Source organism: Mesorhizobium sp. Cs1321R2N1, from assembly GCF_037179725.1.
GTDB lineage: Bacteria > Pseudomonadota > Alphaproteobacteria > Rhizobiales > Rhizobiaceae > Mesorhizobium > Mesorhizobium salmacidum.
The window spans coordinates 52,275-64,541 of sequence record NZ_JAPYKP010000015.1; the positions used below are offsets into that span (position 1 = coordinate 52,275).

The window sequence follows — 12,267 nt, forward strand, 5'->3', positions numbered from 1 at the left end:
CTGCGGTCCATCGTTCACCTATGTCAACGGGGGCGAACGACAATCGCGCAACCAGCGACATATTCAAGCGGGCTAAGGTTGTAACTCCTAGCCAGGCCGGCCCGCCCCTCCACAAGGCGGGCCGTGGGGAAAGCGGGGATTGGCGCCGCGAAGAACCACTACCGCTGCCAGAAGCCACGGTGCACCGAGACCAACTCGTCCGCGATTTCGGGAAAGGGGCCGTGAACCTCGACCTTCTTCTGTCCAGAGCCGAGCACAACGCGCGGACAGGTTCATTGTCGCTGGCTCACGCCGCCCCCGCCATATCATTCAGGATCGGGCAGTCCGGCCGCTCGTCGCCATGGCAGGCGTGAACCAGCTTCTGCAGCGTCGAGCGCATCGATTGCAGCTCGCGCACCTTCTCCTCGATGGCCATGACATGGGCGGCGGCGATCGCGCGCACGTCCTGGCTGGCGCGGCCACGATCCCTGTAGAGCGCCATCAGCTGGCGGCAATCGTCTATGGAAAAGCCTAGGTTGCGCGCGCGGCGCAGGAAGGCCAGCCGGTGGATGTCGTCGCCCGAATAGTCGCGGTAGCCATTGGCGGCGCGAGCGGGCGCGATCAGGCCGATTTCCTCGTAGTAGCGGATGGTCTTGGCCGGCAGGCCTGAGCGGTTGGCGGCGTCGCCGACATTCATGGCGAGTCCTCGATTTTGCGGGCCTGCGATTCAGGCCCATTGAATTTCCTTGACAATCCGGCGAGGTATGTTGCCGAAATGCCATAGTGACACGCATACCAGCATGTAAGTCCCCGCATATAGGCATCGTGTGCTTGGCAAGCAAAGCAAATGCCAGCATGAATGATGATGAGAAAGCGGCCGACTCGTGCCGCTCTGGTTTAGGCGGGGCACCGGATCACCACATGCGCATGAAGTCGCTTGCAATAATCGCCGCACTGGCGCTGTCCACCGCTATTGCCGGTTGCAGCACCATCGGCGGGCAGATCTTCTCCAACGACTATGGCGCGGTGACCGATGCAGGTTACCAGCTGCCGCGGATCCCGATCGAGAAAGTGCCTTCGAAGTACCATCGCCAGGAAGTCAACTACGACACCAAGGAAAAGCCGGGCACCATCATCGTCGATACGCAGAACAAGTTCCTGTACTTCGTCGAGGGCGGCGGCCGGGCCATCCGCTACGGTATCGGCGTCGGCCGCGAAGGCTTTGAATGGCACGGCACCGCCCATATCGCCATCAAGCGCGAATGGCCGACCTGGACACCGCCCTCGCAGATGATCAAGCGCCAGCCCGAACTCGCCAAGTTCGCCGGCGGCATGGATCCGGGCCTGAAGAACCCGCTCGGCGCGCGCGCCATGTACCTGTTCAACAAGGGCGGTGACATGGGCTACCGCCTGCACGGCAGCCCCGAATGGAACTCGATCGGCAAGGCCATGTCGTCGGGCTGCATCCGGCTGATGAACCAGGATGTCATCGACCTCTACGATCGCGCCGAGGTCGGCGCCAAGGTCATCGTTCTTTAGGCCATAATACCGGAAAGCCCCGCTTTTTCGGCACATCGTGGTTAAACTGGAAGTCGCCTTTCATACGCGGACCGTCTAGGCAACAACGGACGTCCCAAACAGAAAACCGGGCAATTCGGCCCGGTTTTTTGTTGTCTGTCGGCAGGGAACTGGCGGTTAGGAGACCTGTTCGACCTGCTGCACTTCCGGCACGAAATGGCGAAGCAGGTTCTGGATGCCGTGCTTCAGCGTCGCCGTCGACGACGGGCAACCGGCGCAGGCGCCTTTCATGTGCAGGAACACGGTGCCGTTCTCGAAGCCGCGGAAGGTGATGTCGCCGCCGTCCTGGGCCACTGCCGGGCGCACGCGCGTGTCGAGCAACTCCTTGATGGTGATGACGAGCTCCTCGTCGGCCTTGTCGTAGAATTCGCCCGTCTGGCTGGTCTCGGCGGCGGGGCCGGCCTTGGCCATGACAGGCGCGCCGGACATGAAGTGCTCCATGATGGCGCCGAGGATTGCCGGCTTCAGGTGCTGCCAGTCCGGGCCGTCCTTGGACACGGTGATGAAATCATAGCCGAAGAACACGCCGGTGACGCCGGGGATTTCGAACAGCCGGCCAGCCAGCGGCGAGGCCGTCGCCGCACTGTCGGCATCGCGGAAATCGGCGGTGCCTTCGAGCAGCACTTCCTTGCCGGGCAGGAATTTCAGCGTCGCCGGATTGGGCGTCGACTCGGTCTGGATGAACATGGCCGTCTCCATGCCCGTTTTGGGCAACTAGTTTGGAATAGTTCTAAATAGGCTCTATCGGCTGGACATTCAAGCGAAACGCGTCGCCGGAACGGCTGGCTGGCGGAATGTTTTTGCTGGCTGGGGAACTGGATCCCGGGCGGGCCTCAGGCGAGGCTGTCGATCTCCTCATCCGACAGGTTCTGCGGCACCACGGTCACCGGGATCGGAAAGGCCGCGCCCTTGCCGGCCACGGCACCGACCAGCGGTCCGGGACCTTCCTTGCCGGCGCCGGCCGCCAGCACCAGGATTGCGATATCCTGGTCTTCCTCGATCAGTTTATGGATCTCTTCGGTAGGCTTGCCTTCGCGCACGACCATCTCCGGTTCGATGCCGAGCTTCTGGCGCACCTTGTTGGCGTAGCCGTCGAGCGCCGCGCGCGCCGTGGCGTTCGCCTCCTCGCGCATGATCTTCTCGACGCCTAGCCAGTGCTGGAAATCGTCCGGTACGATGACATAGAGCAGCACCAGCGTGCCGCTGGTGCTCTGCGCCCGCTTCGAGGCGTAGGCGACGGCGCGTTCGCATTCCGGCGTGTCATCGATGATGGTCAGGAATTTCCTGCGATGACCGGCTTCGCGGCTGAGACGTTTGGAGACCATGTCTACCTACTCGGTATCTTTGGGCCGCAATCTGCCACCGCGGCAGGCCGGCGGCAAGCCGCCGGCCACAGGCCAGTATGTCTTGGCCGATATGAGGCGGCGCGTTGACGATCGGGCTCAGCCCTGCAGCAGCCCGACAATGTCGCGCACCGTCTTCATTGTCGTCTCGGCAAGCACCCCGGCGCGTTCGCCGCCGTCCCGGAGCACGGCGTCGACATAGGCGCGGTCGCCCTGGATGCGGCGCATCTCGCCGGCGATCGGCGCCAGCTTCTCCACCGCGAGATCGGCCAGCGCCGGCTTGAACACGGAAAACTGCTGGCCGCCGAACTCTTTCAGCACGTCGGCCTTCGACATCTCGGCGAGGCCCGCATAGATGCCGACCAGGTTCTCCGCCTCGGGCCGGCTTTCCAGCCCGTCGATCTCGCTCGGCAAGGCCTCCGGGTCGGTCTTGGCCTTGCGGATTTTTTTCGAGATGGTGTCGGCGTCGTCGGTCAGGTTGATGCGCGACAGGTCCGATGGGTCCGACTTCGACATTTTCTTCGACCCGTCGCGCAGGCTCATGATGCGCGCCGCCGGCCCGCCGATGACCGGTTCGGTGATCGGGAAGAAGCCGTTCACCGTCTCCTCGCCGACCTGCATCTCGACGCCGACGCCAAGACCAGCAATGCGGTCGGAGAAATCGTTGTTGAATTTCTGGGCGATGTCGCGGGTCAGTTCCAGGTGCTGTTTCTGGTCCTCGCCCACCGGCACGTGGGTGGCGCGGTAGAGCAGGATGTCGGCCGCCATCAGCGAGGGATAGGCGAGCAGACCCAGCGAGGCATTCTCGCGGTCCTTGCCGGCCTTGTCCTTGAACTGCGTCATCTTGTTCATCCAGCCGATGCGCGCGACGCAATTGAGGATCCAGGCAAGTTCCGCATGCTGCATCACCCGCGACTGGTTGAAGACGATGTGCTTCTTCGGATCGATGCCGGAGGCGAGGAACGCCGCGGTGATCGACCGCGTCTGGTCGGCAAGATCGTCATAGACGAGCTGGGCGGTCAGCGAATGCAGGTCAACGACGCAGTAGATGCAGTCGGACGTATCCTGCAGGGCGACGAATTTCTTGATGGCGCCGAGATAGTTGCCGAGATGCAGATTGCCGGTCGGCTGGACACCGGAGAAGACGAGTGGCTTGAAGGCGGACATGGTTTCCTCATGGCTTGTGGAGGGCCGTATAAGCGTGATTCCGAAAAGTTGCAGACTTTTCGGAGCCAATCACGCGGCTGGAAACCGCGCGCGGCGAAAGCCTTGCGACGGCGCGCTTATGGACCAACGCAATTGCCGGATCAAGAGCAGTTGCAATCGACAGGCCCATTGCTTTGGGCGCTGTTTGTGCGGCGCACTTGTAGATATGCAACGACATCGACATGTATGATATCGCGAGGCGTGTCCTGCATATGATCCTGATGAGAAATAGAATGCCTGTGACCGTTAACGGCGAGGACGCGCCCAAGCGCCGTCGCGATCGCGAGACACCGCTGGAGACAGCGGCGCGGCTTCGGGCTGAATTCAGGATCGAACTTGGCAAACAGGCACGCGAGGCACTGCCGCGCCAGGTCTACGACGAACTGTCTGGCGAAGGCTGATGCTTGTCGGCGACGTCGCCACCGTTGGGCTTACGGATCTGGAGACTGTTCCCTGGTCGCTGGCGATCCCCTGCGTCCGACATTGCGCCGGATCATGCCGATATCGGCGCCGCCGGTGGCGAACGCGGTGACGAAATAGAGCGTCGCCCCGCCGGCCACCAGCGCGAGTACCGTCGTGGCCTTGATGACCAGCGGCGAGCCGGGTCCGAGCCTGACGGCGAAATAATGTTCGGCGAAATAGAGGGCGACCCCCATTACCACCGCCGACAGCACCAGCCGCGGAATGCGCTTCAGGAGCGGCACGTCGCGGCCCCAATGGCCGCGCCGGATCAGCACGGCAAGCAGCATCAACGCGTTGACCCAGCCGGCGACGGCCGAAGCCACGGCAATACCGGGTGCGCCCATCCTCGGGAACAGCGTCAGCGCCGTGGCGACGTTCACCGCCACGGAGATTGCGGCGAAGATCATCGGCGTGCGCGTGTCCTCGCGGGCGAAATAGCCTGGGGTGAAGGCCTTGATCAGCACGAAGGCCGGCAGGCCGAGACCGAAGATCGCCAGGATCGCCGCCACGACAGGCGTTGAATGGTTGGCGGCGAACGCGCCGCGCTCATAGACCAGCCGTACGATAGGTTCCGACATGACCCAGAGTGCCGCCGCCGCCGGCAACGTCATGAACAGGGTGAATTCGACGGAGCGGTTCTGCAGATTGGCGGCCTCGATCAGGTTGCCTGACTTCAGCGCCCGCGACAGTTCGGGCAACAGCACGATCGCCACCGCGACGCCGACGACACCGAGCGGCAACTGGTAGACGCGGTCGGCATAGGCCAGCGAGGAGACGGCACTGTCCTGCGCCGAGGCGATGGCCGTTCCGATCAGCTGGTTGATCTGGGTGATGCCGCCGGTGATCGCCGCCGGCAGCGCCAGGATCAGCAGCCGCTTCACGTTCGGCGTCATCTTCGGCCGGCGGAAGCCGATCGAGATGCCGGCATTGCGCACCGCCACCCAGACGATGGCAAGCTGCACCACGCCCGCCGCCAGCACGCCCCAGGACAGGGCGAAGCCGACAGCATGTGCATCCAGTCCATGGTACCAGGCGTAGCCAAGCACGCTGATAAGGATGATGTTGAGGAAAGCCGGCGCGATCGCCGCCGCGAAATAGCGCCGCAGCGAGTTCAGCATGCCCGCCATCATGGCTGCGAGCGACATGCAGATCAGATACGGGAACATGATCGTCGCAAGCGTGACGGTCGTCTCGAATTTGCCCGGCGTGTCGGCAAAGCCCGGCGCCACCAGATAGCGCACGATCAGCGGCATCGCCAGTTCCATGGCAATGGTCAGCGCCAGGAGCGCCGTGAACAGGACGCCGAACACCTCTTCCGAGAAACGCTTGGCGCCGTCGGTGCCGTGCGTCTCGATCTCCTTGGCGAACAGCGGCACGAAGGCGGCATTGAAAGCGCCCTCGGCGAACAGCCGGCGAAACGTGTTGGGAAACTGGAAGGCGGCGTTGAAGGCGTCCGCGACCGGTCCAGTGCCGAGTGCGGCTGCCATCAGCATCTCGCGGCCGAAACCGAGCGCACGGCTCATCAGTGTGCCGGAAGCGACGGTAGCAAACTTCTTGACGAGACTCATGCGTTCGCAAACTGCCTGTGGGATTGGGAGAAGGGGATGATGGCCGTCACTCGGCGGCTGCCTTGGCCCTGCCGCCGCGTTCCGGCACGATGCCTTCGAGCGTCGCGATCAGCCGGTTGCGGATGGTGGCGATGCGGGCTGGGCTGTCGATCTTCTGGCCGGTGAGGTCGGTGACGTAGAAGGTGTCGATGACCTTCTCGCCGAAAGTGGTGATATGCGCCGAGGCAATGTCGAGCGACAGGTCGGACAGCGTCCCGGTGATCTCCGACAAAAGGCCAGGGCGGTCGAGCCCCTCGACCTCGATGACCGAAAACCGGTTCGACAGCGCGTTGCGGATTTCGGCGCGCGGCGGGATCTTGAACACCTTGGATCCGCGCCTTGGCTTGGTGCGTTTCTCGATCATCTCCGGCAGCCAGCTCTTGCCCGACAGCACGTCCTCGATCAGCCGGCCGACGCGCTCGGCGCGCCGGCGCTCGTCCTCGTCGCGATCGAACTCCCTCGATATCAGGATCGTGTCCAGAGCGCGGCCATCCGCTGTCGTGAAGATCTGCGCGTCGACGATGTTGCCGCCGGCCCCGGCGCATGCCCCGGCAATGACCGAGAGAAGACGGGGATGGTCCTGCGCCAGCACGGTGATTTCGGTCACCGCCTCGAACTGATGGGTCTTGACCATGGTGGCGAGCTTATTGCCAGCCGCGTCCGTCTCGCGAATGAATTCGGCGTGGCGGAGCTGGTCCGGCAGGTCCACGGTCAGGAGATAGTTTTCATAATGCAGCCCGACATAGCACTTGCGCGCCTTGTCGGGCCAGTCGGCGAGCGCCTCCGCCAGGCGTTCGCGCGCTGCCGCCGTGCGTTGGGCGCGCGAGACTTCCGAAAAGCCGCCGGTCAGCAGCAGTTCGGTCTCGTAGTAGAGCGTACGCAGCAACTGGCCCTTCCAGCCGTTCCACACGCCCGGTCCGACGCCCCTGATGTCGCAGACGGTCAGGATCAACAGCATCTTCAGCCGCTCGACCGACTGCACGATCGAGGCGAAGTCCTCGATCGTCTTGCGGTCGTTGAGGTCGCGGGTCTGCGCCGTCATCGACATGACAAGGTGGTTCTCGACCAGCCAGGCGACGGTTTCCGTATCGGCCGGCGAAAGCCCCATATGCGGGCAGATCCGCTTTGCGATCCTGGCGCCGGCCTCGGAATGGTCTTCAGGCCTGCCCTTGGCGATGTCGTGCAGCAGCACGGCGACATAGAGCGCCTCGCGGCTCTTCTTCAGGCCCGGCATCAGCGAATGCGACAGCGGATGCACCTTCTCGCCGTCGCCGCGCTCGATCTCGGCCAGCACGCCGATGCAGCGGATCAGGTGCTCGTCGATCGTGTAGTGGTGGTACATCGAGAACTGCATCATGGCGACGATCTTGCCGAAATCCGGGATCAGCCGGCCGAGCAGCCCCGCCTCGTTCATGCGCCGCAGGTTGAGTTCGGCGTTGCGGTCCGAGGTCAGTATGTCGAGGAACAGCCGGTTGGCTTCCTCGTCGCGCCTGAGCGACTTGTTGACCAGGCCGAGCGAACGAGTGAGCAGTTTCAGCGCATCGGGATGGAATTCCAGCCCGTGCTTGTCGGCGAACCAGAACAGCCTGAGAAGATTGACCGGGTCGCGCTCGAAGACGCCGTCGTCGGCGATGTTGATGCGATGGTTGTCGACGATGAAGTCGGACGTGCCGGCAAGCTTGCGCTTGCGGCGCTGGAAGGTGAGAAAGATGCGGTTGAAGCCGGGAACATGCTTGGCCTGCTCTTCCTCCAGCGCGGCGCAGAAGATACGGGTCAGGTCGCCGACATCCTTGGCGACGAGGAAATAGTGCTTCATGAAGCGTTCGACAGCCGACAGGCCGGGATGGGTCGTATAGCCGAGCCGTTCGGCGATCTCGCGCTGGATGTCGAAATGCAGCCGCTCCTCGGCCTTCCCCGTGAGGAAATGCATGTGGCAGCGCACCGCCCACAGGAAATCCTCGGCCTTCTGGAACTCACGATACTCGGCCTCGGTAAAAACGCCTTTCTCGACCAGTTCCTCGCCGGTGCGCACGCGGTAAAAATACTTGCCGATCCAGAACAGCGTCTGCAGATCGCGCAACCCACCCTTGCCGTCCTTGACGTTGGGTTCGACCAGATAGCGGCTTTCGCCGGCCTTGGCATGGCGCTCGTCGCGTTCGGCGAGCTTGGCCTGCACATATTCCGGGCCGGTCGTGCGCACCACCTCATGGTCGAAGCGCAGCATCAGCTCGTCATAGAGTTTGCGTTCGCCCCACAGGAAACGGGCTTCCAGGATCGAGGTGCGGATGGTGATGTCGGTGCGCGACAGCCTGAGGCACTCATCGATGTTGCGGGTGGCATGGCCGACCTTCAGCCCCATGTCCCACAGCATGTAGAGCATGTACTCGACTGTTTGTTCGCCCCACGGCGTCTGCTTGTAGGGCAGCAGGAACAGGAGGTCGATGTCGGATCCCGGCGCCAGCGTGCCGCGGCCGTAGCCTCCGACGGCAACGACCGCCATGCGTTCGGCCGAGGACCGGTTCTTCACCCGGTAGACATGCGTCGCGGCAAAGTCGTAGAGCGCACAGATCAGCTCGTCCATCAGGTGCGACAGCCGTTCGGCGCAAGCGTTGCCGCCGCCATCTTGCCTCAGCATGGCCTCGGCTGTCTTGCGGCCCTCGGCGAGGCGCCGCTTGAGAAGCTGAAGAACGGCAGCACGGATGGCCTGGCTGGAACCGTCGCCGGCACTGGCCGCGGTCAGCGCGGTCATCTCGCGGCGCAAAGCCTCGCCGTCGATCAATTCATCGAGCTTCAGGGAAATTTTCGCCATGGATACCGGTTGGCCCTGCCTTTTGGGCGGCGTCTATAGCGTGTTTTCGCGGCGCTGGGTATGGGCCTGGTGTCGATCCGGCAAACGCTCTAGTCGTTTGCCCGGGCAAACGCTCTAGTCGTTTGCCTCGACTGGAGCGAGCGGTACGACAATCTGCCGCCGCAGCCTGCAGAGATCGGTGATCTGCCGCGCTGCCCGCCGGGCCTCCCTGCGGATCCGCGCGAGAGCCGGCATCCTGTGTCCGTCGGCGAGCCCGCTTGCGACCCACTCGGCCTCCCGTCCCGGTTCAACCAGGCTCGGCAACCTGTTGCCCACGAACTGCTCCTGCGCACAGAGCGCCGGGACAAGCTGGTAGATCGTCTTGTCGCTCGACGTAGCGAACGCAGGGTCGAAGATGAGACTGTCGACCGCCACATTGACTTCCGCGGTCGCCTCGAGAAGGGCACGTGCCGTTTGCCGGGAGAGCAGGTAACCGCCAGTTCCGATGTGGTTCTTGCGGAGCCTGAACAGCGAAAACCCGCCGCCGACGGAAAACCTCTCCCTCTGGATCACCGTTGTGTGGAAGAATGTCTCGAGCTTGACGACATCGGCATCGGCCGGAATCCAGCTCGTATCGGCAAGCAGCGCACCGGCTTTCGCCGAAAACACGATGTCGTCCTCGAAGACGGCGCCATAGGGCGCATCGTCTTGCGCGATAATGGTCCAGCAGGCGCGATGGCTGTGCAGGCATGCGATCTCGCTGCCGGACAGGCGCCGCACCGCATGCAGTGGATGCTGGCGCTGCAGCATGAGGTCCGGATGGTCCCTTGCATCGATTGCGGCAACCCGCTCGAATCCAAGGCCGATGCGCGCAAATTCCGCCGTCGTATGGGCAAGCCGGTCGGGAGATCGATCGAGGTTGATGACCAGGCGCTTCACTATGGGCAAAGATCCAGCGGGAAAGGTAGCGTGTAATACATTTGCAGCGGCGCGGTTTCAGCGTAGGCGCGCGGTTGTGTACAGTTTTTGCCATTCGGTCAATCCGCTGGGCTCGGAGAACCAAAACCAAAATGGCCCTTGACCTTCCAGTTACTGGAAGCACTACGTCGGGTTTTGAAGCAGTGACAATCAAGGCATTTTAGAATGACGCATTCAGAACACGATCATCACACGCACGGCTCGCATGGCGGCTGTTGCGCGCCGAAAGGGGCCGCCTCGGATGCGGTTCTGCGCGACCCGGTCTGCGGCATGACCGTGGATCCGGCCGCCGGCAAACCGACATTCGAGCATGGCGGCCGCCTCTATCATTTCTGCAGCGAGCGCTGCCGTTCGAAGTTTCAGGCCGAGCCGGAAAGCTACCTGACGGCGACCGACCCTGTCTGCGGCATGAGCGTCGACCGCGCGACGGCGAAACATTTTGTCCGCCATGAAGGCCAAGGCTTTTATTTCTGCTCCGCCGGCTGCAAGGCGAAGTTCGAGGCGGCGCCGCAAACCTATCTCGGCGGCAGGCCGGCGCCGGCGCCGGTGCCCAAGGGCACGCAATACACCTGCCCCATGCATCCGCAGATCATCCGCGACAAGCCCGGCTCCTGCCCGATCTGCGGCATGGCGCTCGAGCCAATGGGCGTGCCAACCGGCAATGAAGGGCCAAATCCCGAACTGGTCGATTTCACGCGGCGGCTCTGGGTGAGCGCGGTGCTGTCGCTCCCGCTGCTGATCATCGCCATGGCGCCGATGGTAGGCCTGTCGCTGGAGGGCCTGGTCGAGGATCGCGCAAAGGTCTGGATCGAACTGGTCCTGGCGAGCCCGGTGGTGCTCTGGGCCGCCTTCCCGTTTTTCCATCGCGGCTGGGACTCGATCCTCAACCGCAGCCCCAACATGTGGACGCTGATCTCGCTCGGCGTCGGCGCCGCCTATCTCTACAGCGTCGCCGCCACGCTCTTCCCGGACATCTTTCCGCATCAGTTTCGCGGCCATGGCGGTGCGGTGCCGGTTTATTTCGAGGCAGCCGCAGTCATCGTGGCGCTGGTCTTCCTCGGCCAGGTGCTGGAACTGCGCGCCCGCGAAAAGACCGGATCGGCGATCCGCGCTCTGCTTGACCTCGCGCCGAAGACCGCACGGCGGATCGCCGAGGACGGTTCCGAGGGCGATGTGCCGCTGGACGACGTCAAGACCGGCGAGCGCCTGCGCATCAGGCCCGGCGATGCCGTGCCGGTCGACGGCACGGTACTCGAAGGCCGCTCCTCCATCGACGAATCGATGATCACGGGCGAACCCTTGCCGGTCGAGAAAGCCGAAGGCGATGCCTTGACCGGCGGCACGCTCAACAAGAACGGCTCCCTGATCATGCGCGCCGAACGGATCGGCGCCGAGACCACGCTGTCGCGCATCGTCGAACTCGTCGCCAAGGCACAGCGCTCGCGCGCGCCGATCCAGGGTTTGGCCGACCGCGTTTCCTTCTATTTTGTCCCGGCCGTCGTCCTGGTCGCCATCGCCGCGTTCATCGCCTGGGCGGTCTTCGGCCCCGAGCCCAGCCTGATCTTCGCCATCGTCTCGGCGGTTTCGGTGCTGATCATCGCCTGTCCCTGTGCGCTGGGTCTCGCCACGCCGATGTCGATCATGACCGCTACCGGGCGCGGCGCGCATGCCGGCGTGCTGATCAAGGAAGCCGCCGCGCTTGAACGCTTCGCCGCTGTCGACACCTTGATCGTCGACAAGACCGGCACGCTGACCGAGGGCCGGCCGAAATTGACCGACGTCGTGGCTGCCAGTGGCTTTTCCGAGGACGAATTGCTGGTATACGCCGCGACCCTGGAAAAAGGCTCGGAGCACCCGCTGGCCGAGGCCATCGTCGACGGGGCGGGCCAGCGCGGCGTGAAGATCGCCGAGGCCGGCAGCTTCGAAGCGGTTACCGGCAAGGGCGTTTCCGGCACCGTATCGGGCAAGAGGGTCGCGCTCGGCAATGCCGCGATGATGGCCGATCTCGCCATCGACGTTTCCGCAATCCTGGCCAGCGTGGAAGCGTTGCAGGGCGATGGCAAGACGGCGATGTTCGTCGCTGTCGACGGCAAGCTGGCCGGCATCGTCGCCGTCGCCGATCCGGTCAAGGCGACCACGGCCGAGGCGATCAAGGCACTGCATGACAGCGGGCTGAGGATCATCATGGCGACCGGCGACAATGAGCGCACCGCCAAGGCGATCGCTGGACGTCTCGGCATCGACGAGGTTCGGGCAGGTCTGTTGCCGGAACAGAAGGCAGCGCTCGTCGACGAACTGCGCGGCAGGGGTGCCGGCGTCGCCATGG

Annotated in this window: 10 protein-coding genes; 3 read left to right on the top strand and 7 right to left on the bottom strand. The window is 63.8% G+C overall.

The annotated features are described in order from the left end of the window. Window positions 1-286: 286 nt before the first annotated feature. Window positions 287-676: a Cu(I)-responsive transcriptional regulator gene (gene cueR / locus O7A61_RS06650; protein WP_337129068.1), complete on the bottom strand. Its 390-nt coding sequence runs from the start codon at window positions 674-676 to the stop codon at window positions 287-289. 224 nt (window positions 677-900) lie between these two features. On the opposite strand from cueR, the gene O7A61_RS06655 reads away from it, so the two are divergent. Next, on the top strand, window positions 901-1,518 hold the full coding sequence (locus O7A61_RS06655; RefSeq protein ID WP_027142903.1) for a L,D-transpeptidase: 618 nt from the start codon (window positions 901-903) through the stop codon (window positions 1,516-1,518). A 156-nt stretch (window positions 1,519-1,674) separates the two neighbouring features. Here O7A61_RS06655 and O7A61_RS06660 read toward each other — a convergent pair whose 3' ends face one another. The 3 genes from O7A61_RS06660 to trpS all read right to left on the bottom strand — a co-directional run bounded on the left by O7A61_RS06660 (window position 1,675) and on the right by trpS (window position 4,067). Next, window positions 1,675-2,244 carry a NifU family protein gene (locus O7A61_RS06660; RefSeq protein WP_027142904.1) on the bottom strand — a complete coding sequence of 190 codons (570 nt, stop codon included), beginning with the start codon at window positions 2,242-2,244 and terminating at the stop codon, window positions 1,675-1,677. A gap of 146 nt (window positions 2,245-2,390) precedes the next feature. After that, window positions 2,391-2,882, bottom strand: coding sequence for a universal stress protein (locus tag O7A61_RS06665; RefSeq protein ID WP_010913128.1), 492 nt, complete (start codon window positions 2,880-2,882; stop codon window positions 2,391-2,393). Window positions 2,883-2,999: 117 nt separating this feature from the next. Then, window positions 3,000-4,067 carry a tryptophan--tRNA ligase gene (gene trpS, locus O7A61_RS06670; RefSeq protein ID WP_337129069.1) on the bottom strand — a complete coding sequence of 356 codons (1,068 nt, stop codon included), beginning with the start codon at window positions 4,065-4,067 and terminating at the stop codon, window positions 3,000-3,002. A 272-nt stretch (window positions 4,068-4,339) separates the two neighbouring features. Between trpS and O7A61_RS06675 the strand changes: the two genes are divergently transcribed. Beyond that, the gene (locus O7A61_RS06675) at window positions 4,340-4,507 is read left to right on the top strand and encodes a hypothetical protein (protein ID WP_337129070.1); all 168 of its coding nucleotides are present in this window, start codon (window positions 4,340-4,342) and stop codon (window positions 4,505-4,507) included. Window positions 4,508-4,537: 30 nt separating this feature from the next. On the opposite strand, the gene murJ is transcribed toward O7A61_RS06675, so the two are convergent. The 3 genes from murJ to O7A61_RS06690 all read right to left on the bottom strand — a co-directional run bounded on the left by murJ (window position 4,538) and on the right by O7A61_RS06690 (window position 9,902). Then, window positions 4,538-6,136, bottom strand: coding sequence for a murein biosynthesis integral membrane protein MurJ (gene murJ / locus O7A61_RS06680; RefSeq protein WP_337129071.1), 1,599 nt, complete (start codon window positions 6,134-6,136; stop codon window positions 4,538-4,540). Window positions 6,137-6,182: 46 nt separating this feature from the next. Beyond that, complete coding sequence (locus tag O7A61_RS06685; RefSeq protein WP_337129072.1) at window positions 6,183-8,984, bottom strand: [protein-PII] uridylyltransferase; 2,802 nt, start codon at window positions 8,982-8,984, stop codon at window positions 6,183-6,185. A 114-nt stretch (window positions 8,985-9,098) separates the two neighbouring features. Further along, window positions 9,099-9,902 (bottom strand): glycosyltransferase family 25 protein, encoded by an 804-nt coding sequence (locus O7A61_RS06690; RefSeq protein WP_337129073.1) that lies wholly within the window; start codon window positions 9,900-9,902, stop codon window positions 9,099-9,101. A 204-nt stretch (window positions 9,903-10,106) separates the two neighbouring features. Between O7A61_RS06690 and O7A61_RS06695 the strand changes: the two genes are divergently transcribed. Next, a partial coding sequence (locus O7A61_RS06695; RefSeq protein WP_337129074.1) for a heavy metal translocating P-type ATPase occupies window positions 10,107-12,267 on the top strand: 2,161 nt, incomplete at its 3' end.

Bases quoted from the DNA above. Each gene is read 5' to 3' on its own strand.
- O7A61_RS06655 (WP_027142903.1), top strand. From the start codon at position 901: ATGCGCATGAAGTCGCTTGCAATAATCGCCGCACTGGCGCTGTCCACC.
- O7A61_RS06660 (WP_027142904.1), bottom strand. From the start codon at position 2,244: ATGTTCATCCAGACCGAGTCGACGCCCAATCCGGCGACGCTGAAATTC.
- O7A61_RS06685 (WP_337129072.1), bottom strand. From the start codon at position 8,984: ATGGCGAAAATTTCCCTGAAGCTCGATGAATTGATCGACGGCGAGGCT.
- cueR (WP_337129068.1), bottom strand. From the start codon at position 676: ATGAATGTCGGCGACGCCGCCAACCGCTCAGGCCTGCCGGCCAAGACC.
- O7A61_RS06665 (WP_010913128.1), bottom strand. From the start codon at position 2,882: ATGGTCTCCAAACGTCTCAGCCGCGAAGCCGGTCATCGCAGGAAATTC.
- murJ (WP_337129071.1), bottom strand. From the start codon at position 6,136: ATGAGTCTCGTCAAGAAGTTTGCTACCGTCGCTTCCGGCACACTGATG.
- trpS (WP_337129069.1), bottom strand. From the start codon at position 4,067: ATGTCCGCCTTCAAGCCACTCGTCTTCTCCGGTGTCCAGCCGACCGGC.
- O7A61_RS06675 (WP_337129070.1), top strand. From the start codon at position 4,340: ATGCCTGTGACCGTTAACGGCGAGGACGCGCCCAAGCGCCGTCGCGAT.